A 25845-nucleotide genomic window follows, 5' to 3' on the forward strand; every position below is an offset into this window, starting at 1 on the left:
CGGGAGGGCGGCCGGCGGTCAGGCCGCGCCGGCCGGGCGGCGGTCGGTGAGCGCGGTGACGCCCGGCGGCGGCAGCCCCGCGGTGGAGGCGAGCAGCGCACACCAGGCCGACAGGTGCGCGCCCAGGTCCTCGCCGAGCGGCGTCCAGGACGCCCGGATCTCGACGTCCCCGGCGGCGGGCGGGCCGGCCAGGTCGCCGAACCGGGTCGACACGGTCTGGGTGACCGTGCCACCCGCCGCCCGGTAGTCGGCCTCGTGCGCCTCCAGCGCGTCGGTGAGCCAGGTCCAGCCCACCCCCGGCAGCAGCGGATCGGCGGCCAGGTCGACCTCCAGGTCGGCGGTCACGTAGGTGACCAGCCGCAGGGTGCCCTGCCAGGCGTCGTGCCCGGCCGGGTCGTGCAGCAGGATCAGCCGGCCGTCGGCCACCTCGTCGTCGTCGCGCAGCACGGTGGCGGAGAGGGCGAACGCGTACGGGGCGAGCCGCTGGGGCGCGCCGACCTCCTCCAGGACGATCTCCGCCCGGGGGGTGACCGACCGCAGGCCGGCGACCGCGCGGGCGAACGTCTCCGGGAGCGCGATCGGGGGGCCATGACCGGCAGCCTATGCCGACCCGCCGTCGCCCGCCGGGACGGCACGCCGAAGCGCCGCCCCGGCGGTGTCCCGCCGCCGACCGGGGCGTCCCGGGTCCACGCGGCACCACCGACCGGGGCGGGCAGAGGTCCGCGCGGCACCGTCGACCGGGGCGGGCCGGGCACCCGGGCCACCGCCGGCCGGCCCGGCCGGGGCGCGGGTCACAAATGGCGGCGCTGCCCGTCGGGCCCGCGCGGGTGCGTGGCACGATTGCCGCGATGACCACCGACACCACGGGCACCGCCGCCCGAGACGGAGAATCCCGCCGCAGCGGGCCGGCCGACTCGCCCTTCGTCCGGGCCTGCCGCCGGGAGTCCGTCCCGCACACCCCGGTCTGGTTCATGCGCCAGGCCGGCCGGTCCCTGCCGGAATACCGGGAGATCCGGGCCAACGTGGGGATGCTGGACTCCTGCCGCCGGCCGGACCTGGTCGCCGAGATCACCCTCCAGCCGGTCCGCCGGCACGGCGTCGACGCGGCGATCCTGTTCAGCGACATCGTGGTCCCGGTCGCCGCGGCCGGTGTCGACCTGGACATCGTCGCCGGCACCGGGCCGGTGGTGGCCGAGCCGGTGCGCACCGTCGCCGACGTCGAGCGGGTCCGCCGCATCGACCGGGCCGACGTGTCCTACGTGGACGAAGCCGTCCGGCTGCTCGTCGCCGAGCTGGGCGACACCCCGCTGATCGGCTTCGCGGGCGCGCCGTTCACCCTGGCCAGCTACCTGGTCGAGGGCGGACCGTCGCGTACCCACGCCAGGACCAAGGCGATGATGTACGGCCAGCCCGAGCTGTGGCACGCGCTCTGCGCCCGGCTCGCCGAGGTCACCCTGGCGTTCCTGCGGGTGCAGGTCGACGCCGGGGTCTCCGCCGTGCAGCTCTTCGACTCCTGGGCCGGGGCCCTGTCGGAGGCCGACTACCGCCGCTTCGTCCTGCCGCACTCCACCGCCGTGCTGTCCGGCCTGGCCGACGCCGGGGTGCCCCGGATCCACTTCGGGGTGGGCACCGCCGAACTGCTCGGCGCGATGGGGGAGGCCGGGGCCGACGTGGTCGGCGTCGACTGGCGTACCCCGCTGGACGTGGCGACCCGCCGGATCGGGCCGGACCGGGCGGTGCAGGGCAACCTCGACCCGACCGTGCTGTTCGCCCCCTGGCCGGTGATCGAGGCCGAGGTGCGACGGATCGTCGAGCAGGGCCGCGCTGCCCCCGGACACGTGTTCAACCTCGGTCACGGCGTGCTGCCGGAGACCGACCCCGAGGTGCTGACCCGGGTGGTCGCGCTGGTGCACGAGGTGTCCGCGCGCCGGGACGAGCAGGGCTGAGCGGTGCGGGCGCGGCCGTGGCGGGTGGCGGTGGTCGGTGGCGGGATCACCGGCCTGGCCGCCGCGCTCCGGCTGCGCGACCACGCCCCCGCCGACACCGAGATCACCGTGTACGAGCAGTCCGGCGCGCTCGGTGGCAAGCTGCGCACCGGTGAGCTGGCCGGCCGGCCGGTGGAGTTCGGCGCGGAGTCGTTCCTGATGCGGGACCCGGCCGGGGGCGAGTCCGCCGCGGTGACCCTGGCCCGCCGGCTCGGCCTGGCCGGGCGGATCGTGCACCCCACCGTCGGGCAGGCCGCGCTCGTCGTCGACGGCGGGCTGCGCCCGGTCCCGGGCGGCACCCTGGTCGGCGTACCCGGGGACCTGGCGGCGGTGGCGACGGTCGCCGAGCCCACGGCGGACGCCGACCGCGACGGCGGCCGGCCGCTGCTCGACGCCGACCAGGACGTCTCGGTCGGCGCGCTGGTCCGGGCCCGGTTCGGCGAGCAGGTGGTGCAGCGGCTGGTCGACCCGATGCTCGGCGGCGTCTACGCCGGCCGGGCCGACGACCTGTCCCTGGTCACCACCATGCCGGCGCTGGCCCGCGCGGCCCGGGTGGAACACACCCTGGTCGGCGCGGTCCGGGCCGCCCAGGCCGCCGCGCCCCGCGCCCCCGGCGCACCGGTCTTCGGCACCCTCGCCGGTGGGCTGAGCACCCTGGTCGAGGCGGCGGCCACGGCCAGCGGCGCGACGATCCGCCGCAACGCGGCGGTCCGCGAGCTGACCCCCGTCGGGGACGGCTGGCGGCTGACCGTCGGCCCGACCCGCGACCCGGAGTCGGTCGGGGCGGACGCGGTGCTGCTCACCGTGCCGGCCCGGCCCACGGCCCGGCTGCTCGCCGGGTTCGCCGCCGGGCCGGCGGCCACCGTCGGCGGGCTGGACTACGCCAGCGTCGCGCTGGTCACCCTGGCGCTGCCCGCGCCGGCCCTGCCCCGGCTCTCCGGTTTCCTCGTGCCGGCCACCGAGGGGCTGCTGATCAAGGCGTCGACGTTCTTCACCACCAAGTGGGGCCACCTGGCCGCGCCGGACGGGCTGGCCCTGGTCCGCGCCTCCGTCGGCCGGTACGGCGAGGAGACCTCGCTCCAGCTCACCGACGACGACCTGCTCGCCACCGTGCACCGGGAGCTGACCCGGGTGCTCGGGGTGGCACTGCCCACCCCGGTCGCCGGTCACGTGCAGCGCTGGGGCGGCGCGCTGCCCCAGTACGCCCCCGGCCACACCGGGCGGGTGGCCGCCGTCCGGGCGGCGCTGCGCGCGTCGCACCCCACCCTGGCGGTGGCCGGCGCGGGTTTCGACGGGGTCGGCATCCCGGTCTGCGTCCGCTCCGGCGAGAGCGCGGCCGAGGAGATCATCGAAGCACTGGGAGGATCGGGTCCATGACCGAGCAGAGCACCGAGCAGTCCAACGCGGCCCGGATCAGGGAACTCAACGCCACCGTGCGCTACACCATGTGGTCGGTGTACCGGGCCACCGGTGGGCTGCCGGCGCTGCGGGAGAACGTCACCGGCGAGGTGGAGTCACTCTTCGAGGAGCTGGCCGGCAAGGACGTCGTGGTCCGGGGCATGTACGACGTGGCCGGGCTGCGCGCCGACGCGGACGTGATGATCTGGTGGCACTCGTCGTCCAGCGACGCCCTCCAGGACGCCTACCTGCGGTTGCGCCGGACCACCCTGGGGCGGGCGTTGACCCCGGTGTGGTCGCAGCTGGCGCTGCACCGGCCGGCGGAGTTCAACAAGAGCCACATTCCGGCGTTCCTCGCCGACGAGGAGCCCCGGCCCTACCTGTGCGTCTACCCGTTCGTCCGGTCCTACGAGTGGTACCTGCTGCCGGACGCCGAGCGGCGGGAGCTGCTGGCCGAGCACGGGAAGATGGCGCGCGGCTACCCGGACGTCCGGGCCAACACGGTCGCCTCGTTCGCCCTCGGCGACTACGAGTGGATGCTCGCCTTCGAGGCCGACGAGCTGCACCGGATCGTGGATCTGATGCGGGACCTGCGGGCCTCCGGGGCCCGGCGGCACGTCCGCGAGGAGGTCCCGTTCTACACCGGCCGGCGTCGCTCGGTCGCCGACATCGTCAACTGCCTGGTCTGACAGCCGCCCCGGCGGCGGGCCGGATCGTCCCCGACGACGGAGGTAGCGGCCTCCCGTGACGGGGGGCCACTACCTCCGGGTGGTGTCCGGACCGGTCAGAGGGTCGCGGTGCAGACCGGGGTCGGGCTGGCGCCGCTGCCCGAGGCGAGGAAGCCGAAGGTGGTCTTCCCGCCGGCGGCCAACGCGCCGTTGTAGTTGACGTTGCGGGCGGTCACCGTCGACCCGCTGCTGGTCAGCGTGGCGTTCCACGCCTGGCTGACCTGCTGGCCGCCGGAGTACGTCCAGTTCACCGTCCAGCCCTTGATCGCCGAGGAGCCGGCGGTCACGTCCACCTCACCCTGGAACCCGCCGCTCCAGGTCGAGGTCACCCGGTAGGTGGCGGTGCAGCCACCGGTCGCCGGCGGGGTGGTCGGCGGGGCCGTGGTGGGCGGGGCGGTGGTGGGCGGCGGGGTGGTCGGCGGGGCGGTGGTGGGCGGGGTGGTCGGGTTGGTGCCGCCACCGAAGTCCACGTCACTGCACAGGTAGTACGACTGGTCCAGGTGGCTGGCCTGCCACACGGTGTAGACGATGTGCCGGCCGGTACGACCCGGGGCGTTCACCGGGATCTGGATCGACACGCCGCCGGTGTCCTTGTCCCACTGGGACGCCGGGGTGTTGCCGATCTGGCCGGCGAGTTCCAGGTTGCTCCAGCCCAGTGGTGTGGTCAGCGCGTTGAAGCCCTGCTTGGTGACGTACACCCGGATGTAGTCGGCCCCGTGGCTGGCCTGGTCGAAGAACTTCAGCCGGAAGCTGTTCGCCACCGACGTGGTCTTCCACGCGCCGACGGTGTCCAGGGCGTTGTAGCGGCCGTTCTGGGTGCGCCCGCCGCTGCACAGCTGGCCGTTCGGAATGGCGCCCTGGTGGTTACCGGCGACCCCCTCCCGGAACAGGCCGTTCCAGTTCCACATGGCCTGCGGGTCGGCCTGCCAGGCCTGCCAGCACATCGGGTCCTCGGTGGCCATTCTCGGGTTCTGGAACTCGGCACCCCAGCGCTCCCAGCAGCTGTAGGCGCGGAACCCCGGGTTCACCACCGCGCCGTGCGCGGACGCCGAGTTGGCCAGGGCGGTGGTGAGCAGCAGCGCGATGATCGCGCCGATGGTGAGCAGCGACCCCGCGAGCGCGGTGGGCCGTCTGCGTAGGACGGTGGACATGGAGCCTCCGAGGTGAAGGGGTCTATCGATCGACGCCCGGACGGCCGGGAGTTGCCCCTCCCGTGCCTGCTGTGCGGCTCCCACGACGGCTCTGCCTCCGCAGGCTTGCATAGGAAAGCGGTATCCGTCAATGTTTCGGGTTGTCCACCCCGCTGCGGCGCATCGGCAGGTGGGGGATGCCGTCCTCGACGTACTCCGGGCCGGTCACGGTGAAGCCGTGCCCGGCGTAGAAGCCGGCCAGGTGGGCCTGCGCCTCCAGCACGCACGGCCGGTCGCCGACCAGTCGCAACGCCTCGGTCATCAGCCGACCGGCGAGCCCGCCGCCCCGGGCCGCCGGGGCCACCACCACCCGGCCGATCCGCACCACCCCGCCCGGGTCGGCGAGCAGCCGCAGGTAGGCCCGCACGACGCCGTCGTGGGTCAGCCAGAGGTGCCGGGTGCCGGGTTCGACGTCTCGCCCGTCCAGCTCCGGGTACGGGCAGCGCTGCTCCACCACGAACACGTCGATGCGCAACCGCAGCAGGTCGTGGAAGGTGCGTACGTCCAGCTCGGTGAAGCTGGCGACGTGGACGTCGACGGTCTGCGGTGCCATCAGGCGATGGTAGGCGGCCCCGCCCGCCGGCCCGGCACGCCCCGTGACGTCGGGGCCGGCCGGGTCAGGCCGGCCGGGTCAGGGTGGGGCAGGCCGGGCCGGCCGGGTCAGGCCGGCTCAGGCCGGGCGGGCGCCGACCGCGTCGCGGATCTCCGCACCCAGGGCCTCCACCGCGCGGGCGCAGTGCGCACAGCAGAAGAACCGGCCGCCGACCTCCACCCCGTGCCCGATGATCTTCACCTGGCAGTGCTCGCAGATCGGCGCGAGCTTGTGCGCCGCGCACTCGAAGGAGTCGAAGGTGTGCACGTCACCGCTGACCGTACGCACCTCGAACGCCATCCAGTAGTCGTTGCCGCAGACCTCGCAGGTAGCCACCTGTCACACCCCCCGAATCGGACATCTGCCCCCAGGGTGCGGCCTCGCGGGGCCGGGCAGGGCGAAATGCCCCGGATCGATCGGGTCGGACGGCGTTTCGCCCCGGCGTGTCGGGCGTTTGACCCGGTAGGACGCCCCGACCCCGGGAGGATCACGTGATCAAGCGCAGCAGACTCTTCGGCACCCAGACCCGGGTCACCTTCTGCCTGCCCCGGGACACCCCACCCGGCACGGTCAGCGTCGTCGGCTGTTTCAACGACTGGCAGCCGGGCCGGCACGAGCTGGTGCCCCGCCGGGACGGCACGCGGACGGTGACCGTCCGGCTCGGCCCCGGCGAGCACCGGTTCCGCTACCTCGCCACCGGCGGTGTCTGGCTCGACGACTCCGGCGCCGACCGGGTGGACGACGAGGGTAGCCTGCTGCTGCTCTGACCGCCCCGGCCGGCCCGGGGTGGGTCCGGTTCCGCTACGGCCCGGTGTCGGTTCAGCCCTGCTTCGGCTCCAGCCGGATCGACACCGAGTTCACGCAGTGCCGGGTGTCCTTCGGGGTGAAACCCTCACCGTGGAAGACGTGCCCGAGGTGACTGTCGCAGCGGGCGCAGCGGATCTCGGTCCGCACCATGCCGAGGCTGCGGTCCTGGATCTCCCGCACCCGGCCCGGGATGGCGTCGTCGAAGCTCGGCCAGCCGCAGTGCGAGTCGAACTTGGTGTCGCTGGAGAACAGTTCGAGCCCGCAGGCCCGGCAGTGGTAGACGCCGGGGGTCTTCGTGTCGACGTACTCGCCGGTGAAGGGGCGCTCGGTGCCGGCCTCGCGCAGCACCCGGAACTCCTCCGGGGTCAACCGGACCCGCCACTCGTCCTCGGTGCGGGGCAGTTCGTTCTCGTCAAGACTCACCGGTCAACCGTACGTCGGATGTCGGGGGCATCGCATATGGTCGCGCCATGGCGGGCAGCGGGAAGGCGACGGCGACCGAGGTCGAGGTGGCCGGGCGCAGCGTCCGGCTGAGCAGCCCGGACCGGGTGATCTTCCCGGAGCGCGGCTTCACCAAGGCCGACGTCTTCCACTACTACGTCGCGGTGGGCGACGGCATCATGCGCGCCCTGGCCGACCGGCCGACCACCCTGCAACGCTTCCCCGACGGCATCACGGGGGAGGCGTTCTTCTCCAAGCGGGTGCCCACCCGGGGGGTGCCGCCGTGGGTGCGGACGGTCGGCATCACCTTCCCCAGCGGCCGGGGGGCCGACGAGTTGCGCCCCACCGACCTCGCCCACGTCGCCTGGGCCGCGCAGATGGGCACGGTGGTGTTCCACCCCTGGCCGGTCCGGGCCGCCGCCGTCGACCACCCCGACGAGCTGCGGGTGGATCTCGATCCGCAGCCCGGCACCGACTTCGCCGACGCGGCGACGGCCGCCGCCGAGCTGCGGGGCATCCTCGCCGAGCTGGGCATGACCGGCTGGCCGAAGACCTCCGGCGGCCGGGGCCTGCACGTCTACCTGCGCATCGCGCCGAGGTGGACGTTCACCGAGGTGCGCCGGGCCACCATCGCGTTGGCCCGGGAGCTGGAACGGCGTCGTCCCGACCTGGTCACCACCGCCTGGTGGAAGGAGGAACGCGGGCAGCGGGTCTTCGTCGACTACAACCAGATGGCCCGGGACCGCACCATCGCCTGCGCGTACTCGCTGCGGGCCAACGCGCGGGCCACCGTCTCCACCCCGGTCACCTGGGACGAGTTGCCCGACGTCGATCCCGACGATTTCGACCTGCGGACGGTGCCGGTCCGGTTGGCCGAGCGGGGCGACCCGCACGCGGGCATCGACGACGACCCCGTCGACATCACGCCCCTGCTCGACTGGGCCGAGCGGGACGCCGGGCAGGGCCTGGGTGACCTGCCCTATCCACCGGACCATCCGAAGATGCCCGGCGAGCCGAAACGGGTGCAGCCGAGCCGGGCGAAGCGCCCGGCCGACGACGCCACCGCCTGAAATCCGGCGACGCCACCGGCGGAATTCGGAATGCCGGCGGCGTCGGGGGTACGGGGTGTCCGCCGGTAATCCGAAATCAGTTGCGCGGCATGCCACTCCCACGCGTGAAAATGGCTTTCCTCCGCACTCTTTCCGGTACTGATGATTGCGCTCGACTGGTCGTCACGCCTACGGTCGAATATGAAAGGTAGGATGCGCGGACGTCGGCTGCACTCCTGTGAACAGGGCTTATGCCCTCGATGCTGAGTGTCCGGTCGGCTGCCGGTCGGCGGCGACAGCCGGTTCGCCGGTCAGCGGCTCCGATTCATCCGACCGGACGCGGGCACCGGACAGGGGAATCACCATGGCGGCCACGACGAGAAGAACGCAGCGGATCGGCGGGGTGCCGGGCCGGCATTCCGTGATCCTCGAATACCTCAAGATCCTGCCGGCCGTGCTCACCGGGGTGGCCGCGGTCCTCGTCGCCCTCACCGGACTGCTGACCCTGCTCGTCAGATAGTTTCCGGCAGGCGGCCGGCCGGAGGATCCGCATGCGGTTCCGGGGTTAGGTCCCCGGGCCGGCACCCGTCGCCCGGCGCGGAGGCGTTCTCGCGGGTGGCCGGCCGGGCCGTCCAGGCGAGGAAACGGTCGAACAGTTCCGCCGGGGACGGGGCCGGGTGCGGATTGAGCCGCACCAGGTCGGCGGTGGCCTCGAACAACTGGCTGGACATGTAGATCGACAGCGCCACCCGGTCCCGCCGGTACTCCCTGGTCAGGAGCAGGCGGGCAGGTTGGCACGGCCACGGTGCGGCACACGTCCGGCAGCGCCACAGCGGACGCATCGGCGGATGCCCGCCCACGGGCCGCCGCTGCCGATCATGAACAGGCGAAACGTTCGACTCGGTCACGCCATCATCGTGACCCTGTCCGTTGTCTACGTCAATAGTCTCCGTAGTTGTCGGCGTCGAGAACGATGGGTGCTGTCATTGTCAACCCGTGGACCTCGTCGGCGTGTCGGAGATCAGGACGATGCTCGGGAACGTCTCCCGGCAGCGCGCGTCCGTGATCGCCAACCAGCGGAACTTCCCGGAACCCGTGGCGGTGCTGGCGATGGGCAAGGTGTGGCGGAAGTCCGACGTCGAGGCGTGGATCCGCGAGCACCGGCCGGAGTTGACCACGGACTGACTAGGCTCGGGCCGATGACCAGCCAGATCCGCCGGGCCACCGCCCAAGACCTGCCCCGCGCCGCGCGTACGCTCGCCGTCGCCTTCCACGACTACCCGTGGACGCGATGGTCGATCCCGGCCGACGACTACCCGCGTCGACTCGAAGAGCTACAGGCCCTCTACCTGGGGCACGCCCTCGCGCACGGCCTCGTCCTCGTCGCTGACGACACTCAGGCCGTCGCCGCGTTCCTGCCGGGCGAAGCGCCCGCGCCGGGGGAGGACCTCCAGGCGCGGATCGCGGACCTGCACGGTGACCGGCTGGCGGCGCTCATGGCCGCCGAGTTGCCGGCGCGGCCGCCCGGCGCGTGGGAACTCGCGACGTTGGGCGTCCACCCGGACCGGCGCGGTGTCGGTCTCGGCTCCGCCGTCGCCGCCGCGGGGGTGACCCTCGTCGAGGAGTCCGGCGACCCGGACGGCATCGCGCTGGAAACGTCCGACGAGCGCAACGTCCGCCTCTACGAACGGCTCGGCTTCGCGGTCACGGCGCGGACCACGATCGAGGGTGGCCCGCTGGTCTGCTCCATGTACCGGCCGGCCCGGCGGACGCCGGTCCCGGGCTGACCCTGGTCGGGCCGCAAGACTGCCCGGTCGGGCCTGGACGCCGACCCCATGATCGACGCCGGGCCGGCGCGCGCTGCGATCGCCGACGTGATCGACTCAATGTCGCTGATGTTGCGGTATGTAAGCCGCTGTGACCGCGCAACATCGGCCCACTTGAGTCGATCTTGGGGTCAGCGGCCGGCGGCGATCGCCTCGACGGCCTCCTTGGCGGTGCGCAGGTCCACGCCGGTCGCCTCCCGGTACGCCTTGATCGCCCTGATCTTGTCGCCCCGGGCCAGGTGCTCCCGCACCCCGGGCAGCGCCGGGCCCCGGTCCACGACGCCGAGGTGCTCCATGATCAGCCGCTGGCGACGCTCGACCTCCACCAGCCGGAACGACACGTCGTCGCGGCGACTGCGCAGCGGGAACTGCATCACCAGCGCCAGCACGAGGGCGAGAGTCGACAGCATCAGCGCGGTTTCCATGCCGCCGATCCCACCAGATCCGCGCCGCAGGGCCAACCGGCGGGCCAGGGTAACGATCATGTAACGGGTGCGAACCTTTCCCGCCGGGTCACCGCTCTTGCTCTCCGTCGGCCCGACCCCGGGCCCCGGGGAGGCAACGGATGAAGCTGGTGTGGAGGCGGGCCCGCGAGGCGCGGGGACTGCTGCTCGCGGCGGTCGCCGCCGCAGTGGTCGCGATCGCGCTGGTCACCGGACTGGCCGACTACAACCGGCGGGCCGTCGACGCCGGGCAGCGGGCCCTGATCACCGCCGCGCCCGTCGAGGAACGCAGCCTGCTGGTCAGCGGCTCCGGTGGCCGCGACCGCACCGAGTACGCCGCCCGCGACCGGACCGTCCGGGACGGCTTCGCCACCGCCCTCAAGGGCACCCCGATCCGGGTCTCCGCCGCCCGCTACGGCACCGGACGGGAACTCACCGGCACCCTCGCCCCGGGCATCCGTACCGGAAAGGAACCGGTCTTCGCCACCCTCGCCACCCTGGACGACCTGGCCGGGCACGCCGACCTCGTCGACGGCACCTGGCCGACCGCCGGGGCCGGCCCGCTCCAGGCCACCCTGCCTGAGAAGGTCGCCGGCGCGCTGGGCCTGCGGACCGGCGACCGGGTGCCGATGCGCGACCGCAGCGCCGACCGGCGTACCGAAGTGGTGCTCGCCGGCACCTGGCGGCCCCGCGACCCGGCCGACCCGTACTGGCGGCTCGCCCCCGGACTGGGCACCGACGCGGACGGCGACGCCGCGCACGGGCCGTTCGTGCTCGACCCGGCCGACTTCGCGGCCACCTTCCCCGGCTCGGTCTCCGCCGCCTGGGTGGTCGCCCCCGACCTGACCGCCGTCGGGGCGGACCGGCTGCCCGCGCTGCGCCGGGCCGTCGCCACCGCCGCGACCGGGGTGCCCGAGACGGCCGGACTCGGCTCGTCCGCCCAGGCGGTGACCACCCTCGACCGGCTCATCGACCGGATCAGTCGGGCCGACCTGGCCGGCCGCTCGGCCCTGGCCACCCCGCTGCTGCTGATCGTCGTCCTCGGCGGGTACGCGCTGGTGCTCATCGCCGCCCTGCTGCACGAGGACCGGCGCGCCCAGACCGCCCTGCTGCGGGCCCGGGGCGCGGCCCGCCGGCAACTCGCCGGCCTGGCCGCCCGGGAGGCGACCCTGGTGGTCGTCCCCGCCGCCCTGCTCGGGCCGCTGCTCGCCGGTGGGGCGCTGCGCCGGGTCGCCGCCGACGGTCCGGTCGACCTCGGCGGTGCCGTCGGCGGCGGCCGGTGGGTCTGGGCGGCGGCCCTGGCCACCGCCCTCGGCTGTCTCGTCGCGATGGTCGCCCCCACCCTGCGCGGCGCGGGCACCTACGTGGCCGACCTGGCCGCCCGGTCCCGCCCCGACCGGGTCACCACCGTCAGCCGGGCCGGCCTCGACCTGGCCCTGGTCGCGTTCGCCGCCCTCGCCTGGGTGCAGCTGCGCCGCTACTCCTCGCCGCTGGCCGGGGCCGGCAACGACCTCGGCGTCGACCCGCTGCTGGTGGCCGCGCCGACGCTGGGGGTGCTGGCCGGGGCGGTGGTGGCGTTGCGGCTGCTCCCGCCGGCCACCCGGTTCGCCGAGCGGTTCGTCGACAGGCGACCGTGGACCGCGACCATCTTCGGGATGTGGCAGGCCGGCCGGCGTCCCCACGCCGGGCCGGTGCTGCTGCTCGCCCTCGCCGTCGGCGGCAGCACGCTGGCCTGGTCGCTCGTCGCCACCGGGGAACGGTCCCAGGTCGACCAGGCCGACCACCGCGTCGGCGCGGACCTGCGGCTGGTCGAACGCACCGGCGTCGCCCCCGTCGACCGGGCCGCCGCGCTCGCCGCGCTGCCCGGCGTCGACCGGGCGCTGCCGGCCTGGCGCGACGACATCCGGGTCGGCCGGGACGACCGGCAGGCCACCGTGCTCGGCCTCGACACCGCACAGGCCGCCGAGGTGGCGAAGCTCAGCGACCGGCTCGCCGACCGGCCCGCGCGGGACCTGTTCGCGCAGTTGACCGCCGCCCGGGGACCGGCCGTCGGGCTGCCGCTGCCGGCCGACGCCCGCAGCCTCACCGGCACCGTGCTCACCCCCGTCGACCAGGCCGTCGCCCCGCACCGGATCGCCGTGTCGGTGCTGCTCACCCGGGCCGACGGGCTGGCCTACCGGCTGCCCGTGGCGGGCACCGGCAGCGACGGGCGGGCCACCGGGTTCCGGGTCGACCTGCCCGCCGTCGCGGGACTGCGGCTGGCCGGGTTCGAGGCCGACGGCGGGGACGTCGCCGGCACCGCGTACGCGCTCCAGGTGCGGGACCTGCGTACCGTCGGCCCGGACGCCCGGTCCACCCCGCTCCCGCTCACCGGCCGGTGGCGGGTGGCCGCCGCCGAGTCCGCCGGGAACAGCACCGCCACCGCCGACGACGCCGGACTGACCGCCACCCACCCCGTCGGGTTCCTCGACGGCGGCCGGTACGCCTACCAGCCCGCGTCCCGCTTCGCGGTGGTGCCGGACGGCCCGGACACCGCCGTACCCGCCCTGATGACCCCGGCCGTGCGGGCCGCGCTCAACGTCCGGCCCGGGGAGACCGTGCAGCTGACCCTGTCCGGGGTCTCCCTGCCGGTGCGCCTGGTCGGGGAGGTGACCGCGCTGCCCGCCACCGCCGGCGACGGGGTGCTGCTCGACCTGCCCGCCGCCACCGACTGGCTGATCCGCAACTCGGGCACCGTCCGGGCGGTACCCGAGTGGTGGCTGCGGACCGACCCCGCCGCCCACGCCGAGGCGACCCGGGCCGCCGCCGCGCTGCCCGGGACGACCCTGCTGGACCGCCGGCAGGCCGCCGCCGTGGCCGCCGACGACCCGTACTGGCAGGGGGCCCGGACCGGGCTGCTGGCCGCCGCCCTCGGCTCGGTGCTGCTCGCCCTCGTCGGCCTGGTGGTCGACGTGTGGGCCACCGCCCGGCACCGGATCGGCGAGTTCTCGGTGCTGCACACCCTCGGCGCGTCCCCCCGGCTGCTGGCCCGCGCGTTGCTCGCCGAACAGACCTTCCTGGCCGGGATCGGCGTCGGCGTCGGCCTGCTGCTCGGCGCGGTGGTCGGGGCCACCATGGCACCCCTGGTGATCCTCACCCCGGCCGCCGGGCGACCCGTGCCCGCACCGGCGTTCGCCCTGGCCTGGACCCCGATCGGGTGGACCGTGGCGGGGCTGCTGCTGGCCGCGCTGGCCGGCAGCGCGGCGATGGCCACCGGGTTGCGGCAACGGGTCGCCGCCGCCCGGCTGCACACCGGGGGAGACCGGTGAGGACCACGACGACCGGACCGCTGCACCACGGGGAGGACCAGCGATGAACATCGGCGTCGTGATCCGGCGGGTACGCGCCCACAGCGGGCAGTTCCTGCTGCTGGCCGCGTTGACCCTGGTGATCGCCCTGCTGGTGGCCGGGGTACCGAGGGTGGTCAACCGGTTGGCCGACCAGGGACTGCGGGAACAGCTCGCCGCCGAGCCCGGCGCACGCCGCGACCTGACCTACACCACCCGTCCCGTCGTCGGCGCGCCCCCGGCCAGCAGCCGGGCCGCCGACCTCGACACGTTCCAGCAGCGGATGCCCGCCGACGTGCGTGCCGCCGTGGCGCACCGCTGGTACGCCGCGCAGACCCCCGGCGACCTGGTCACCGGCCCCGACCTGGCCCGGGGCAACTACCTGGTGGAGCTGGGCCTGCGGGCCACCCCCGGCATCGAGACGACCGGCACCCTGGTGCAGGGACGCTGGCCGGCCGGGTCGGCCGACGACGACGCCCCGGTGCAGGTCGCCCTCGCCGCCGACGTCGCCGGCCGGTTCGGGCTGCGGGTCGGCAGCCGGCTCCGACTCGCCGCCCCCGACCCGCAACACCCGTCCACCCCGCTGACCGTGGTCGGCCTGTTCCGGCCCGTCGACCCCGCCGACGGAAGCTGGGACGCCCTGCCGTCGGTGCTGGAGGTCGGCGAGCCGGAGGGCGACGGTGAACCGTTCATCCTGGTCGGAGCGGTCGCCGTCGCCGCGCTGGACCGGCTGGCCGGGCAGGGGCGGCCGATCTCGTTCAGCTGGCGCTACCGGCTCGGCGCGGACGGCATCGACGTACGGCGGATCGACCAGCTCGTCGACGGGGTGCAACGGCTGGTCCGCGCCAGCACCGCCACCGACACCGAGTTGACCCAGGGCGTCGACGTGCCGCTGCGCGAGTTCAGCCGGGCGGTCACCTCGGCGCGTACCCTGCTCGCCGTCATCGCCGCCGGGGTGCTGGCGACGCTGGCCGGGCTGGTCGTGCTGGCCGCCGCGCTGGCCGTACGCCGCCGCCGCGCCGAGTTCGTGCTGATCCGCGCGCGGGGCGGCGGGACCACCACCGGCCTGCGCCGCAGCCTCGCCGAGTCGCTGCTGGTCGTCCCGCCCGCCGCCGGGCTCGGCTGGCTGCTCGGTGGCCTGCTGCCCGGCGCGCCCGGCGGCACCGGGCCGCTCGCCGTCGGTGCGACCGTCCTGGTCACCCTGGCGCTGCCGGTGGCGACGCTCGCCGTACCGTCCGGGGTGGTCGGGCGACGGGACCTGGGCCGGCTGCGGCCGTCCGCCCGGCGGGCCACCACCGAGGCGGCGCTGGTGCTGCTGGCCGGGCTGGCGGTGGTGCTGCTGCGGCGGCGCGGCCTCACCCCCGGCACGGTGGACCCGCTGCTGGTGTCGGTGCCGGCGCTGGTCGCGGTCGCCGCGTCGGTGCTGGCGCTGCGGCTGTACCCGTGGCCGGTGCGGCTGGCCGGCCGGCTCGCCGCGCGTACCCGGGGAAGTGTCGCCTTCCTGGGCACGGCCCGCGCCGGCCGGGCGGCGGCGGCCACCCCGCTGGTCGTGGTGGTGCTCGCGGTCGCCACCGCCGCGTTCTGCGCGGTGGTCGCCACCGGCATCGAGGACACCCGCGACGACGTCGCCACCCGCGCGGTGCCGGCGGACGCGCTGATCCGGGGCGACCGGCTCGCCCCGGACACCGGACCGGCGCTGCACCGGCTGCCCGGGGTGCGGGCCGCCACCGGACTGGTCGACGAGTCGGCGCAACGCCTGGCGACCGACGCCGCCGGCACCGACGCCCGGCTGCGCGACACCAGCGTGCTGCTGGTCGACGGCCCCGGGCTGGCCCGCACGGCGCGGGCCGCCGGCCGGGACGTCCCGGTGCCCGGCCCGCTGCGCGACGCCCGGCCGGGCGACGGCCCGCTGCCGGCGGTCGTCTCCCCGGCGGTCGCCGCCGACCTCGCCGACGCCGGCCTGCGGTCCGCCTTCGTCACCGTGCAGGGCCAGCGGTACGAGTTCACCCCCGCCGACACCGTCGCCGACTTCCCGCTGGCCCGGCCGAACACCGGCCGGTACGTGGTGCTGCCCTGGCAGGCGCTGCCCCGGCGGGACAGCCCGCCGGTGCCCACCGCATTCCTGGTGGCCGGCGACCGGCTCGACGCCGGGGCGCTGCGTCAGGCCGGGGACGAGGGTCAGCAGCGCTACCAGACCGGCGGCGCGGTCACCGGCCGGGAACGGCCCCGGGGCGTGGCGGTGGAGACCTGGTCACAGACCCGGCTGCGGCTGGGCGGCGGGGGCGCCAACGGGCTGCTGGCGTTCGGGTTCACCGCCGGTGCGGTCGCCGGTGGTGTGTTGGCGCTGCTCGCGGTGGCGTTCACCGTGCTGGCCGGGGCCCGCGCCCGGGGCGAGGTGCTGTCCCGGCTGCGCACCCTCGGGCTGTCCCGCCGGCAGTGGCGGGGGCTGCTGCTGGTGGAGCTGGCCCCGCTGGTCGGGGTGTCGGTGCTGACCGGCGCGCTGGTGGGGGTGCTGCTGCCGGTGCTGCTCACCCCGCTGCTCGGCCTCGCCGCGTTCACCAGCGGCACCCCGGTACGGGTGGGTTTCGCCCCCGGTCCGGTCGCCGCCACGGTCGGGCTCGGCGCGGTCGCGCTGGGCTTCGCCCTGGCGGTGGAGGCCCTAAACAACCGTCGGATGCGCCTCGGCGAGGTGCTCCGACTCGGAGAGGAGAGCTGAGATGACCACGACCGCCGAGAACCCCGTCGTCCCCGACCTGGCGGACCTGCAACGCCGGGCGGCGCAGCGGGCGGCCGAACGGGCCGGCGGGCAGGACCGGCTGCGCGGGCACATCGTCTGCGACGGGCTGGTCCGGATCTTCAAGACCGAGGGGGTCGAGGTGGTCGCCCTCCAGGGGCTCGACCTGGTGATCGACCGGGGCGAGCTGGTGGCGATCGTCGGGGCCTCCGGCTCGGGCAAGTCGACCCTGCTCAACATCCTCTCCGGGCTGGACACCCCGACCGCCGGCATCGCCCGGGTCGCCGAGTACGACCTGCTGTCGCTGTCCGCCCGTCGCCGGCTGGCCTACCGGCGACGCACCGTCGGGTTCGTCTGGCAGCAGACCGGCCGGAACCTGCTGCCGTACCTGACCGCGCGGGAGAACGTGGAACTGCCGATGCGGCTGGCCCGGCGCGGCGGTGGCGGCCGGGCCCGCCGGCAGCGCGCCGGGGAACTGCTGGACCTGGTCGGGGTGGGTTACTGCGCGGACCGGCGGCCCGGTCAGCTCAGCGGCGGCGAGCAGCAGCGCTGCGCGGTGGCGGTGGCGGTCGCCAACGACCCGGAGGTGCTCTTCGCCGACGAGCCGACCGGCGAGCTGGACGAGGCGACCGGCGCGGAGGTCTTCGCGGCGCTGCGCACCATCAACGCCGAACTGGGGGTGACCGTGGTGGTGGTCACCCACGACCACGCCGTCGCCGACCAGGTCCGCCGCACCGTCGCGATCCGCGACGGCCGGACCGCCTCCGAGGTACGCCGCACCGCGCGCATCGGCGTCGACGGCAGCACCGAACTGGTCAGCGAGGAGTACGCGGTGCTGGACCGGACCGGGCGGATGCAGCTACCGGCGCCGTTCGTGGAGGCCCTGGCCCTGCGCGACCGGGTCCGCCTCGACCTCGCCCCGGACCACGTGCAGGTCCGCCCCGGCGACCGGACGCCGCAACAGAACGGGAGTGACGCATGAGCGAGCAGGTTTCCGTCCGGGCCACCGACCCGGTCACCGACGAGGTGGTGCGGGTCGAGCAGGTGAGCCGCACGTTCGGCCGGGGACGGCACGCCGTGCACGCCGTCCGGGAGGTCTCCTTCACCGCCGCCCGGGGCGAACTGGTGGCGGTGCGGGGGCGTTCCGGCGCCGGCAAGACCACCCTGCTCAACCTGGTCGGCGGGCTGGACCGCCCGGATGCCGGCCGGGTGCGGGTGGCCGGGCACGACGTCACCGACGCCGGTGAGAACGAGCTGCTGCGGCTGCGCCGGGGGACCGTCGGCTTCGTGTTCCAGACCTTCGGGCTGGTGCCGATCCTGTCGGCGGCGGAGAACGTCGGGGTGCCGTTGCGGCTGGCCCGGGTCCCGGCGGCCGAGCGCGAGGAGCGGGTGGCGGTGCTGCTGGAACTGGTGGGTCTGGGCGCGCACGCCCGACAGCGCCCGTACGAGCTGTCCGGCGGGCAGCAGCAGCGGGTCGCGATGGCCCGCGCCCTGGCCAACGAACCCGACCTGCTGATCGCCGACGAGCCGACCGGTCAGCTCGACTCCGAGACCGGCCGGGCGATCATGGATCTGCTCCGCGCGGTGGTGCACGCCCGGGGGATGACCGCGCTGGTCGCCACCCACGACCCGGCGTTGATCGAGGTGGCCGACCGGACGCTGACCCTGCGCGACGGCCGCCTGGCCGACGACTGACCCCGTCAGAGGGGGAGCTTCATGCCCTCGTGGCTGGCGACGAAGCCGAGGCGTCGGTAGAACCGGTGCGCGTCGGTGCGGGACTTGTCGGTGGTGAGCTGCACCAGCCCGCAGCCCCGCTCGCGGGCCCGGTCGATCGCCCAGGCCATCATCGCCTCGCCCACCCCCTGCCCGCGCAGGTCGGCGCGGACCCGCACCGCCTCGACCAGCGCCCGTTCCGCGCCGTGCCGGCCCAGCCCGGGAATGTAGGTGAGCTGGAAGCAACCGACCACCTCCCCGTCGCGTTCGGCCACCACCTGCTGGTTGCGTGGGTCGGCGGTGATGTCGGCGAAGGCCCGCTCGTACGCCTCGTCCACCGTGGGGTGCTCGCGGGCCCGGCCGAGCACGTCGTCGGCGAGCAGGGCCAGGATGGCGGGCAGGTCGGCGCGGACCGCCTCGCGCAGGGTCACCTCGGTCACGCCGGGCAGCCTGTCACAGCGACCCTGGTCGATCGACGGGCGGAGGTGGCGGACGGGGTGCAGCATGATGCGACATGGAGCCGTTGCTGCTGCCGTTCCGGTGGATCTACCGGGGTCTGGTCTGGTTCGCCAACTCGCCCCGGACGCTGATCACGTCGTACCTGCTGATGATCGTGGTGGCCGGGGTGATCTACGGCCAGGTGGAGCAGCGCAGCGCTGCCGACGCCGTCTGGTGGGCGGTGGTCACCGCCTCCACCGTCGGGTACGGCGACATCTCGCCGACCACCTGGGCCGGCCGGGCCCTCGCCGCGTTGCTGATCTCTACGATGGTGCTGCTGGTCATCCCGCTGATCACCGCGCACTTCGCCAGCCGGCTCATCGTCGACGACGACGCGTTCGAGCACGTCGAGCAGGAGGAGTTGAAGAACGACGTGCGGCGGATGCGGGCCCTGCTGGAGGAGTTGGCCGCCCGGCAGGGCATCGCGCTGCCGGAACTGCCCCCGCCGCCGGCCCCACCGGACCACGCCACCCTCGTCCGGCAACGGCTACGCGGACGCCGCAACCGCCGCTGACCCGCCGCCCGCTGTCTGGCCGTCGCCGGTCAGCGGGCGGGGCAGCGCAGCCCCTCCCGGGGAACGGTGAGCGAGATCAGGTAGGCGTCCACCGCCTCGGTGATGCAGGAGGTCTGCGGGTAGGCGGTGTGCCCCTCGCCCTCCCAGGTGAGCACCCGCCCGACCCCCAGCATGTCGGCCAGCCGGGCGGTCTGCTCGTACGGGGTGGCCGGGTCACCGGTGGTGCCCACCACCACGATCGGCGGCGCGCCGTCGGCCCGGCCGGTGGGGTACGGGTCCCGCCCGCCCGGCCACTCGACACAACCGAACATGCCCACCGCCAGGGCCGGCCCGAACAGCGGATACTTCTGCCGCCACTCGGACTGCAACTGGCGGATCTGGTCGACGCCGGGCTTCTCGGTCTCGTCGGCGCAGTTGACCGCCAGGTTGGCGTCGAAGAGGTTGGAGTAGTGCCCGTCCTCGCCCCGCCCGGCGTACGAGTCGGCGAGCTTGAACACGTCGGTCGGGTCGCCCTCGTCGAGGCGGTCGATCGCGCGGGCCAGTTCCTCCCAGCCCGACTCCGTGTAGAGCGAGGAGATCACCGCGTAGAAGACCCACCCGGAGGTGGCCTCCCGCCCGTCGGCACCGCGTACCGGGGAGACCTTCGCCTTGTCGATCGCCGAGGTCACCGCGCCCCGGGCGTCCGGGGCGACCGGGCAACGGCCGGCGTTCGCCGCGCACCACCTGTCGAAGTTGTCGAACGCCCGCTCGAAGCCCCGGGCCTGGCTCTCCGAACCGGCCACCAACTGCTGCCGGGGGTCGACCGCGCCGTCGAGCACCAGCGCCCGGACCCGCTGCGGGTAGAGCTGCGCGTAGGTCGCGCCGAGCAGGGTGCCGTAGGAGTAGCCGAGGTAGGTGAGCTTGTCGTCGCCGACGGCGGCCCGGACCGCGTCCATGTCCCGGGCGGCCTGCTCGGTGCCGTAGAGCGGGAGCTGGTCGCCGTACCGGTCGCCGCAGCCCCGCCCGATCCGCCGGTTGAGCGCCTGGTAGCCGTCGAAGGACTGCTGGCTGCGCGGATCGGGGTCGTAGCCGAAGCTGGCGTCGAGGTCGGCGTCGGAGATGCACTTCACCGGGCTGGACCGGGACACCCCGCGCGGGTCGAAACCGACGATGTCGAACCGGTCGGTGACCGCCGTGGGCAGGCCCCCGAACGACGGCCCGAACGACAGGTAGACGGCGGTGTCCACGCCGGACCCGCCCGGCCCGCCCGGGTTGATCACCAGGGAACCGATCCGGTCCCGCTGCTTGGTGGAGCGGACCCGCAGCAACGCGATCTCGAAGGTCTCGCCGCTGCCCGGCCCGGCGGTCGCCCCCGTGCCGGTGCCCCAGTTGCGCGGCACGGTGATCCGGGCGCACTCGTACCGCATGCCCGGAGCGCCCCGGCCGACCAGATCCTGGGCGACCTCGGGACAGGGCCGCCAGGTGGGTGCGGTGCCGGCTTCCGCCGCCGACGAGTCCTCGGTACGCGGGGCGAACGCCGGCAGGGTGCACCCGGTGACGAGCAGCGCGCCCGCGACGAACCCGGCCAGGGCGAGCCGGAACCGGCGGTTGCGGCGGGCGGTGCTGGTCACCGGCGAACCTCCATGATCGGGTAGCAGTCAGGCTACGCCGGGGTGTCGACGGCCGGCGGCACGGTCGCCGCCGGATCACCCCGGAGCACCTGGTCGACGTCGAAGCGCACCGGACGGTCGAGCTGGTCGTACCGGCAGGACCGGGGATCGCGGTCGGGCCGCCAGCGGACGAACCGGGCGGTGTGCCGGAACCGGTCGCCCTCCATCGCGTCGTAGCCGACCTCCATCACCAGCTCGGGCCGCAACGGCACCCAGTCGAGGTTCTTGCCGCCCGTCCACCGGCTGACCCCGCCGGGGATGCGCTGGCCGCGCTCGTGGTCGCCGTGCACCCACGGGTGCTCGGCGTCGCCCTCCCGGTAGGGGGCCAGCTCGTCGAGCAGCTCCTGCCGGCGGGCCATGGTGAACGAGGCGCTCACCCCGACGTGGTGCAGCACCCCGGCGTCGTCGTAGAGGCCGAGCAGCAGCGAGCCGACCACCGGACCCGACTTGTGCCAGCGGAACCCGGCCACCACCACGTCGGCGGTCCGCGCGTGCTTGACCTTGGCCATCAGCCGCTTGCCCGGCTGGTAGGGCAGGTCGGCCGGCTTGACGATCAACCCGTCCAGCCCGGCGCCCTCGAACACCTCGAACCAGCGCCGGGCGGTCTCCGGGTCGGTGGTGACCTGGGTGACGTGCACCGGCGGCCGGACCCCGGCCAGCGCCCGCACCAGGCGCTCCCGCCGGGCCGGGTAGGGCTGGTCGACCAGCAGCTCGTCGTCGAGGGCGAGCAGGTCGAAGGCGACGAAGTCGGCCGGGGTCGTCTCGGCGAGCAGGGCGACCCGGGAGGCGGCCGGATGGATCCGCTGGGCGAGCTGCTCGAAGTCGAGCCGGGGCTGCCCGCCCGGACCGTCGCGCCGGATCACGATCAGCTCGCCGTCGACCGCGCACCGGGTGGGAAGCTGCGCCCTGACCTGCGCCACCACCTCGGGAAAATAGCGGGTCATCGACTTGCCGCCCCGGCTGGCCAGCTCGACCTCGTCACCGTCGCGGAAGACGATGCAGCGGAAGCCGTCCCACTTGGGCTCGTAGGTCAGGCCGGGATCGGTGGGCAGGCGGGCCACGCTCTTGGCCAGCATCGGCTCGACCGGGGGGTTGATCGGCAGGTCCACGGCGACAGTCAACCAGACACCACCGACAGTGGTGAGGCAGATCACCGTCGGTGCCGGTCCGGCGTGTCCCCGCCCGCACCGTCCGTCCCTGCGGATACGGATCGCGTCCGCCCCGCTCAGAGCTAGCCTCGCCGGGTGGAGTGGCGGTGTGGTTGCTGTGGGCGCTGGCGGGTCACCGTCGAGCTGGTCCGGGGCCGGCACCGCTACCGGCTGGTGCACCGCTACCCGGACCGCTTCGGCGGCGGCAAGAACGTGCTCGGCGAGGTGGGCAGCGTCGCCGAGCTGACCGACCTGCTCCACCGGCACACCCCGCTCGACCTGGCCGACCTGCGCGAAGCCGGCTGACCCCCGCGCCCCGGCCGAGCCCCGCCCCGGTCCGGCCCCTTCGTGTCCGGCTGCTCCCCGCGCCCGCAGTGGTGTTCCGCGTACCGTCGGGAGGGTGACCGGAGGGTGGCCCGGTCACGTCTGCTCCGGCACCCTCGTCTGAGGCCGGGCGGCACGCGGGTGCGGCCGGCGGAGCCACGGAGGCGGCATGCGGTTCGAGACGACGACCGAGATCGACGCGGACATCGACACGGTCTGGGCGGTGCAGACCGACATCGAACGCTGGCCGGAGTGGACCGCCTCGGTCCGGACCGCCCGCCGGGGCGAGGCCGGGCCGCTGGTGCTCGGGTCCACCGCCCGGCTGGAGCAGCCCCGGCTCCGCCCGACGTCCTGGCGGGTCACCGAGATCGACCCGCCCCGCTGCTTCGTCTGGGAATCGACCACCCCGGGGGTACGCAGCCGGGGCGAGCACCGGATCGTCCCGCTGCCCGACGGCCGGGTCCGGGTGGAGCTGGCCCTGGAACTCACCGGTCCGCTCGCCGGGCCCACCGGGTGGCTGGGCGGCCGGTTGGTGCGTCGCTACCTGCGGCTGGAGGCCGAGGGGCTCCGGCGGCGCTGCGAAGCCGGCTGAGTCCCGGCTGAGCCCCGGCGGAACGGCACCGGCCGGTCACCACCGCCGGTCGGGTCGCCGGTCGACGGCATCGGCCCTAGGCTGGGAGCGACCCTGGGAGGCGCGGTGTCCGAGTTGACGTACCCCGAGGTGGGAGCGACCCGGAGCGGGCCGCTGCCGGCGGGCTACCACCACCTGCGGCACCGGTTCGCGCTGCCGACCGGCAGCTTCCCGGCCGCCGCCGAGGCGGTGCTCGGCTGGCGGCTGCACCGGGCGGCCGGGGTGCGGATGCGCACCGACGCGGTGCGGGCCGCGCCCGGCGTACGGGTCACCCCGGGTCTCGGGGTGGGCCCGCTGCGGGTGTGGGGGCCGTGCGAGGTGGTGTGGGTGGTCGACGGCGACCGGGAGGCCGGCTTCGGCTACGGCACCCTGCCCGGCCATCCGGAACGCGGGGAAGAGGCGTTCCTGGTCCGCCGCGACGACGACGGCACGGTCAGCTTCGCGGTCACCGCGTTCAGCCGGCCGGACCGCTGGTTCATGACCGCCGCCGGGCCCGCCGGTCGCGCCGTCCAGCACGGGTACGCCCGCTGGCTGGCCCACACCCTGCGCCGCCTCACCCGGTAGTCACCCCTCGATGTCGCCGATGTAGCGGTATCCACCCGCTCCGATACCGCTATGTCGGCGACATCGCCCCACCGCCCCACCCCGGGCGGGTCAGAAGCGGGCGAAGGAGCGGATCGGCATCCGGGGGCCGAACCGGGGCGCCTGGATGCCGGCGGCGGCCAGCAGCAGGCAGACCCGCCCCCGGTGCCCCCGGAACGGGGCGAGCAGGTCGAGCATCCGGGCGTCGTCACCGCGCGCCTCACCGGCCAGCGCCCAGGCCACCGTGTTCGGCACGTGGTAGTCGCCGACGCTGACCGCGTCCGGATCGCCGTAGGCGACCCGGACCACCTCGGCGGCGGTCCACGGGCCGATGCCGGGGACCGCGGTGAGCCGCCGGGTCGCCTCGGCGCTGTCGACGCAGCGTTCCAGCCGGTCGGCCAGGGCGGCGGCCCGGCGCAGCGTCTCGGCCCGGCGCTGCTCCACGCCGAACGGGTGGAACACCCAGTACGGGGCCGCCGCCACCCTCGCCGCGTCGGGCGGCAGCAGCAGCGGCTGGAACGGTCCGGGCGCGGGCTCGGCGAAGTGCCGTACGGTCGCCGCGTACGCCCGGTAGGCCTCGGTGCCGGTGACCTTCTGTTCGAAGACGGCGCGCAGCACCCGGGGGAAGACCTGCCCGGTGGCGGGCATCCGCAGCCCCCGGTGCCGGGCGGCCAGCTCGGCCACCAGCGGGTGGGCGGCGGCCAGCTCGGCGAACCCGGTCAGGTCGTCGCGCAGGCCGGCGACGGCGTCGGCGCGGTCGACCACCCACCCGGCGCCCGGCCCGTGCCCCTCGGCCAGCAGCTCGCCCCCCTCGGGGCGCAGGGTCAGGGTGGCCGGACCGGCCGGGGTGCGGGTGGCCCACCAGAGGGTGCCGGCGACGATCCGCGCACACGGGTCGTACGGGCTGAAGGTGAGGGCCCGGACCGACGCGGTGAGCCGGTAGTCGGCCGGCGGTCGCAGCACCCGGCGTGCCGCCGGCTCGTCCCAGGTCACCCCGCCACTGTGCCATGGTCCCGGGGGACGGACCGCCCGGCCCCGTACCGCCGGGGAGGCTGACCGGGGCGGAAATGGACGACACCGCCGACGCCCTGCGCGTCGGCGGTGTCTCCATCCCGGAGCGGACCGGCCGCCCGAGCGGCCGTGGGTGCGGGGTTGGGGGGACCTTCGGTGGCGCGCGCCCGCTGGCGTGTGGCGCGTCCACCGCCCTCGTCCGTTCCGGGGGTCGGTGGGGGAGGTTCCGGCGGTGTCGGTACCGCGACGCCGGCCCGACCATGGGGCCGGCGTCGCAGCCCGGACCGTGCGACGCTGCCGGTACGTCGACGGTCCTGATCCGTGACGGTGGCCGGTCGCGCCCTCCCCGGCTGCGACCGGCCACCGGGTCCCGGCTGGCGCAGGATCAGTAGGTGTAGTCCCCGCCGCTGCTCGACCCGCCCGAGTCGCCGGCCGCCGGCGGGGCGACCGCCTTCGGGGTGCCGGTCGGCAGGCAGGTCAGGTTCTTCTTGCCGTTCGGGTCGACCACGAACCAGGTGCCACCGACGCCCTGGCCCTTCCACTGGCCCGGCTTCTTGTCGCCGATGTAGCGGTAGACCGGCCAGCCGCCGATGGTGATCTGGCGGGTGCCGTCCTGGCGGGTGACGGTGCCGACCTTGTCGTCGGAGACGCCCTGCAACTGCGGGTTGCCGTCGGTCAGCGCGGGCGGCCAGACCTGGGCGCACTTGTCGACGCAGTTCGACGACGGCGGGTCGTCGGAGTCCTTGTCGAAGCGGTAGAGGATGAAGCCCTCCTGGTCCACCACGACCCTGCCCATCCGGGCGATCTTCTTGCCGACGAGTTCGTCGGTCAGTTGGACGTTGGCCGGGGGCGGCGCCTGGTCGGCGGCGGGGGCGCCGGACGGACCGGGGGAGGCCGAGGAATCCGGCTCGACCGCCGCAGTGGGCTCGGCCGCGGCGACGGCGACCGGCTCGGCGGCGCTGGAGTTCGCTCCGTCGTAGCCCGCGGGAGCGCAGGCCGTAAGTGCGACCACCGCGCTCGCGACGATGACGGTCGTCCGCTTGATCTTTGCCACGTGCCCTCCTCATTCTTGGCAGTTCACCGAGTAGTACGGAGCGTCCACTGTCAAGGTTGAACGATCGACAGTGGGCCATTTCACATCGACGTCGTTGAACCGTTCCGGCCGGCCGTACGTGTGCGCGAGCAGAGGCACCCCTGCGCCCGGAACGCCGAAACGGCGTCGGCCCGCAGCGGGCCGACGCCGTTTCCGACGGAAG

General features: G+C 75.0%; 28 protein-coding genes. 16 read left to right on the forward strand and 12 right to left on the reverse strand.

The genetic code is table 11. From position 1 onward, the window contains the following. Positions 1-18 precede the first annotated feature (18 nt). Positions 19-579 carry a DUF3000 domain-containing protein gene (locus FJK98_RS08490; RefSeq protein ID WP_145918530.1) on the reverse strand — a complete coding sequence of 187 codons (561 nt, stop codon included), beginning with the start codon at positions 577-579 and terminating at the stop codon, positions 19-21. Positions 580-848: 269 nt separating this feature from the next. Here FJK98_RS08490 and hemE point away from each other — a divergent pair, with 269 nt between their 5' ends. From hemE to hemQ, 3 genes are read left to right on the forward strand one after another with little or no spacing between them, the layout of a single operon-like run. Beyond that, complete coding sequence (hemE, locus tag FJK98_RS08495) at positions 849-1946, forward strand: uroporphyrinogen decarboxylase (RefSeq protein ID WP_088645502.1); 1098 nt, start codon at positions 849-851, stop codon at positions 1944-1946. 3 nt (positions 1947-1949) lie between these two features. Next, on the forward strand, positions 1950-3362 hold the full coding sequence (hemG, locus tag FJK98_RS08500) for a protoporphyrinogen oxidase (RefSeq protein WP_145918531.1): 1413 nt from the start codon (positions 1950-1952) through the stop codon (positions 3360-3362). Then, the gene (hemQ, locus tag FJK98_RS08505; protein ID WP_088645485.1) at positions 3359-4072 is read left to right on the forward strand and encodes a hydrogen peroxide-dependent heme synthase; all 714 of its coding nucleotides are present in this window, start codon (positions 3359-3361) and stop codon (positions 4070-4072) included. The genes hemG and hemQ overlap by 4 nt, the downstream gene beginning before the upstream one ends. Before the next feature lie 95 nt (positions 4073-4167). Here the strand turns inward: hemQ and FJK98_RS08510 are convergent, their stop codons facing one another. The 3 genes from FJK98_RS08510 to FJK98_RS08520 form a co-directional block, all read right to left on the reverse strand. Next, positions 4168-5262 carry a lytic polysaccharide monooxygenase gene (locus tag FJK98_RS08510; protein ID WP_145918532.1) on the reverse strand — a complete coding sequence of 365 codons (1095 nt, stop codon included), beginning with the start codon at positions 5260-5262 and terminating at the stop codon, positions 4168-4170. Between the two features lie 127 nt (positions 5263-5389). After that, complete coding sequence (locus tag FJK98_RS08515; protein WP_145918533.1) at positions 5390-5854, reverse strand: GNAT family N-acetyltransferase; 465 nt, start codon at positions 5852-5854, stop codon at positions 5390-5392. Between the two features lie 117 nt (positions 5855-5971). Then, entirely contained in the window at positions 5972-6229 is a 258-nt protein-coding gene (locus FJK98_RS08520) for a Prokaryotic metallothionein (RefSeq protein ID WP_088645482.1), read from the reverse strand. 155 nt (positions 6230-6384) lie between these two features. Here FJK98_RS08520 and FJK98_RS08525 point away from each other — a divergent pair, with 155 nt between their 5' ends. Then, positions 6385-6660 carry an isoamylase early set domain-containing protein gene (locus FJK98_RS08525; protein ID WP_145918534.1) on the forward strand — a complete coding sequence of 92 codons (276 nt, stop codon included), beginning with the start codon at positions 6385-6387 and terminating at the stop codon, positions 6658-6660. 52 nt (positions 6661-6712) lie between these two features. Here FJK98_RS08525 and msrB read toward each other — a convergent pair whose 3' ends face one another. Continuing rightward, positions 6713-7123 carry a peptide-methionine (R)-S-oxide reductase MsrB gene (gene msrB / locus FJK98_RS08530; RefSeq protein ID WP_145918535.1) on the reverse strand — a complete coding sequence of 137 codons (411 nt, stop codon included), beginning with the start codon at positions 7121-7123 and terminating at the stop codon, positions 6713-6715. A gap of 47 nt (positions 7124-7170) precedes the next feature. Between msrB and ligD the strand changes: the two genes are divergently transcribed. Then, positions 7171-8211, forward strand: a complete 1041-nt coding sequence (gene ligD / locus FJK98_RS08535; RefSeq protein WP_145918536.1) for a non-homologous end-joining DNA ligase — start codon at positions 7171-7173, stop codon at positions 8209-8211. Between the two features lie 343 nt (positions 8212-8554). Beyond that, on the forward strand, positions 8555-8710 hold the full coding sequence (locus tag FJK98_RS33110; RefSeq protein WP_158224222.1) for a hypothetical protein: 156 nt from the start codon (positions 8555-8557) through the stop codon (positions 8708-8710). Here FJK98_RS33110 and FJK98_RS08540 read toward each other — a convergent pair. Continuing rightward, the gene (locus FJK98_RS08540; protein WP_370517019.1) at positions 8703-9032 is read right to left on the reverse strand and encodes a hypothetical protein; all 330 of its coding nucleotides are present in this window, start codon (positions 9030-9032) and stop codon (positions 8703-8705) included. The two genes, FJK98_RS33110 and FJK98_RS08540, sit on opposite strands and share 8 nt — an antisense overlap. A 154-nt stretch (positions 9033-9186) precedes the next feature. Here FJK98_RS08540 and FJK98_RS08545 point away from each other — a divergent pair, with 154 nt between their 5' ends. Together FJK98_RS08545 and FJK98_RS08550 are read left to right on the forward strand one after the other, a co-directional pair. Next, positions 9187-9375 (forward strand): hypothetical protein, encoded by a 189-nt coding sequence (locus tag FJK98_RS08545; RefSeq protein WP_145918537.1) that lies wholly within the window; start codon positions 9187-9189, stop codon positions 9373-9375. Between the two features lie 14 nt (positions 9376-9389). Continuing rightward, complete coding sequence (locus FJK98_RS08550) at positions 9390-9977, forward strand: GNAT family N-acetyltransferase (RefSeq protein WP_145918538.1); 588 nt, start codon at positions 9390-9392, stop codon at positions 9975-9977. 170 nt (positions 9978-10147) lie between these two features. On the opposite strand, the gene FJK98_RS08555 is transcribed toward FJK98_RS08550, so the two are convergent. Then, complete coding sequence (locus FJK98_RS08555) at positions 10148-10501, reverse strand: hypothetical protein (RefSeq protein WP_145918539.1); 354 nt, start codon at positions 10499-10501, stop codon at positions 10148-10150. Between the two features lie 80 nt (positions 10502-10581). Here FJK98_RS08555 and FJK98_RS33530 point away from each other — a divergent pair, with 80 nt between their 5' ends. From FJK98_RS33530 to FJK98_RS08575, 4 genes are read left to right on the forward strand one after another with little or no spacing between them, the layout of a single operon-like run. After that, complete coding sequence (locus tag FJK98_RS33530; RefSeq protein WP_145918540.1) at positions 10582-13767, forward strand: FtsX-like permease family protein; 3186 nt, start codon at positions 10582-10584, stop codon at positions 13765-13767. Positions 13768-13810: 43 nt separating this feature from the next. Then, a complete protein-coding gene (locus FJK98_RS08565; protein WP_145918541.1) occupies positions 13811-16501 on the forward strand; it encodes an FtsX-like permease family protein in 2691 nt (896 codons plus the stop codon). Between the two features lies 1 nt (position 16502). Further along, positions 16503-17501: an ABC transporter ATP-binding protein gene (locus tag FJK98_RS08570; protein ID WP_145918542.1), complete on the forward strand. Its 999-nt coding sequence runs from the start codon at positions 16503-16505 to the stop codon at positions 17499-17501. Continuing rightward, the gene (locus tag FJK98_RS08575; RefSeq protein WP_145918543.1) at positions 17498-18214 is read left to right on the forward strand and encodes an ABC transporter ATP-binding protein; all 717 of its coding nucleotides are present in this window, start codon (positions 17498-17500) and stop codon (positions 18212-18214) included. Before FJK98_RS08570 ends, FJK98_RS08575 begins: the two co-directional genes overlap by 4 nt. Before the next feature lie 5 nt (positions 18215-18219). Here the strand turns inward: FJK98_RS08575 and FJK98_RS08580 are convergent, their stop codons facing one another. After that, entirely contained in the window at positions 18220-18672 is a 453-nt protein-coding gene (locus FJK98_RS08580; protein ID WP_145918544.1) for a GNAT family N-acetyltransferase, read from the reverse strand. Between the two features lie 74 nt (positions 18673-18746). On the opposite strand from FJK98_RS08580, the gene FJK98_RS34630 reads away from it, so the two are divergent. After that, positions 18747-19244 carry a potassium channel family protein gene (locus FJK98_RS34630; RefSeq protein ID WP_145918545.1) on the forward strand — a complete coding sequence of 166 codons (498 nt, stop codon included), beginning with the start codon at positions 18747-18749 and terminating at the stop codon, positions 19242-19244. A 29-nt stretch (positions 19245-19273) separates the two neighbouring features. Here the strand turns inward: FJK98_RS34630 and FJK98_RS08590 are convergent, their stop codons facing one another. Together FJK98_RS08590 and FJK98_RS08595 are read right to left on the reverse strand one after the other, a co-directional pair. Beyond that, complete coding sequence (locus tag FJK98_RS08590) at positions 19274-20854, reverse strand: alpha/beta hydrolase (protein WP_145918546.1); 1581 nt, start codon at positions 20852-20854, stop codon at positions 19274-19276. A 32-nt stretch (positions 20855-20886) separates the two neighbouring features. Further along, on the reverse strand, positions 20887-22002 hold the full coding sequence (locus tag FJK98_RS08595; protein ID WP_145922643.1) for an ATP-dependent DNA ligase: 1116 nt from the start codon (positions 22000-22002) through the stop codon (positions 20887-20889). A 135-nt stretch (positions 22003-22137) separates the two neighbouring features. Here FJK98_RS08595 and FJK98_RS08600 point away from each other — a divergent pair, with 135 nt between their 5' ends. From FJK98_RS08600 to FJK98_RS08610, 3 genes are all read left to right on the forward strand, one after another. Continuing rightward, positions 22138-22347, forward strand: coding sequence for a hypothetical protein (locus FJK98_RS08600; protein WP_145918547.1), 210 nt, complete (start codon positions 22138-22140; stop codon positions 22345-22347). 187 nt (positions 22348-22534) lie between these two features. Continuing rightward, on the forward strand, positions 22535-22957 hold the full coding sequence (locus tag FJK98_RS08605; RefSeq protein ID WP_145918548.1) for an SRPBCC family protein: 423 nt from the start codon (positions 22535-22537) through the stop codon (positions 22955-22957). Between the two features lie 105 nt (positions 22958-23062). After that, on the forward strand, positions 23063-23560 hold the full coding sequence (locus FJK98_RS08610) for a DUF1990 family protein (RefSeq protein WP_240762697.1): 498 nt from the start codon (positions 23063-23065) through the stop codon (positions 23558-23560). 90 nt (positions 23561-23650) lie between these two features. Here the strand turns inward: FJK98_RS08610 and FJK98_RS08615 are convergent, their stop codons facing one another. Then, positions 23651-24571, reverse strand: a complete 921-nt coding sequence (locus tag FJK98_RS08615) for a DNA-3-methyladenine glycosylase (RefSeq protein ID WP_145918550.1) — start codon at positions 24569-24571, stop codon at positions 23651-23653. A gap of 403 nt (positions 24572-24974) precedes the next feature. Further along, positions 24975-25643: a hypothetical protein gene (locus tag FJK98_RS08620; RefSeq protein WP_145918551.1), complete on the reverse strand. Its 669-nt coding sequence runs from the start codon at positions 25641-25643 to the stop codon at positions 24975-24977. Positions 25644-25845: the final 202 nt, after the last annotated feature.

Origin of the sequence: Micromonospora sp. HM134 (assembly GCF_007833915.1) — a bacterium.
Lineage (GTDB): Bacteria > Actinomycetota > Actinomycetes > Mycobacteriales > Micromonosporaceae > Micromonospora > Micromonospora wenchangensis.

Bases quoted from the DNA above. Each gene is read 5' to 3' on its own strand.
- FJK98_RS08510 (WP_145918532.1), bottom strand. From the start codon at position 5,262: ATGTCCACCGTCCTACGCAGACGGCCCACCGCGCTCGCGGGGTCGCTG.
- hemE (WP_088645502.1), top strand. From the start codon at position 849: ATGACCACCGACACCACGGGCACCGCCGCCCGAGACGGAGAATCCCGC.
- FJK98_RS34630 (WP_145918545.1), top strand. From the start codon at position 18,747: ATGGAGCCGTTGCTGCTGCCGTTCCGGTGGATCTACCGGGGTCTGGTC.
- FJK98_RS33110 (WP_158224222.1), top strand. From the start codon at position 8,555: ATGGCGGCCACGACGAGAAGAACGCAGCGGATCGGCGGGGTGCCGGGC.
- FJK98_RS08570 (WP_145918542.1), top strand. From the start codon at position 16,503: ATGACCACGACCGCCGAGAACCCCGTCGTCCCCGACCTGGCGGACCTG.
- ligD (WP_145918536.1), top strand. From the start codon at position 7,171: ATGGCGGGCAGCGGGAAGGCGACGGCGACCGAGGTCGAGGTGGCCGGG.
- FJK98_RS08550 (WP_145918538.1), top strand. From the start codon at position 9,390: ATGACCAGCCAGATCCGCCGGGCCACCGCCCAAGACCTGCCCCGCGCC.
- FJK98_RS08565 (WP_145918541.1), top strand. From the start codon at position 13,811: ATGAACATCGGCGTCGTGATCCGGCGGGTACGCGCCCACAGCGGGCAG.
- FJK98_RS08555 (WP_145918539.1), bottom strand. From the start codon at position 10,501: ATGATCGTTACCCTGGCCCGCCGGTTGGCCCTGCGGCGCGGATCTGGT.
- FJK98_RS08515 (WP_145918533.1), bottom strand. From the start codon at position 5,854: ATGGCACCGCAGACCGTCGACGTCCACGTCGCCAGCTTCACCGAGCTG.
- FJK98_RS08540 (WP_370517019.1), bottom strand. From the start codon at position 9,032: ATGCGTCCGCTGTGGCGCTGCCGGACGTGTGCCGCACCGTGGCCGTGC.
- hemQ (WP_088645485.1), top strand. From the start codon at position 3,359: ATGACCGAGCAGAGCACCGAGCAGTCCAACGCGGCCCGGATCAGGGAA.
- FJK98_RS33530 (WP_145918540.1), top strand. From the start codon at position 10,582: ATGAAGCTGGTGTGGAGGCGGGCCCGCGAGGCGCGGGGACTGCTGCTC.
- FJK98_RS08575 (WP_145918543.1), top strand. From the start codon at position 17,498: ATGAGCGAGCAGGTTTCCGTCCGGGCCACCGACCCGGTCACCGACGAG.
- FJK98_RS08605 (WP_145918548.1), top strand. From the start codon at position 22,535: ATGCGGTTCGAGACGACGACCGAGATCGACGCGGACATCGACACGGTC.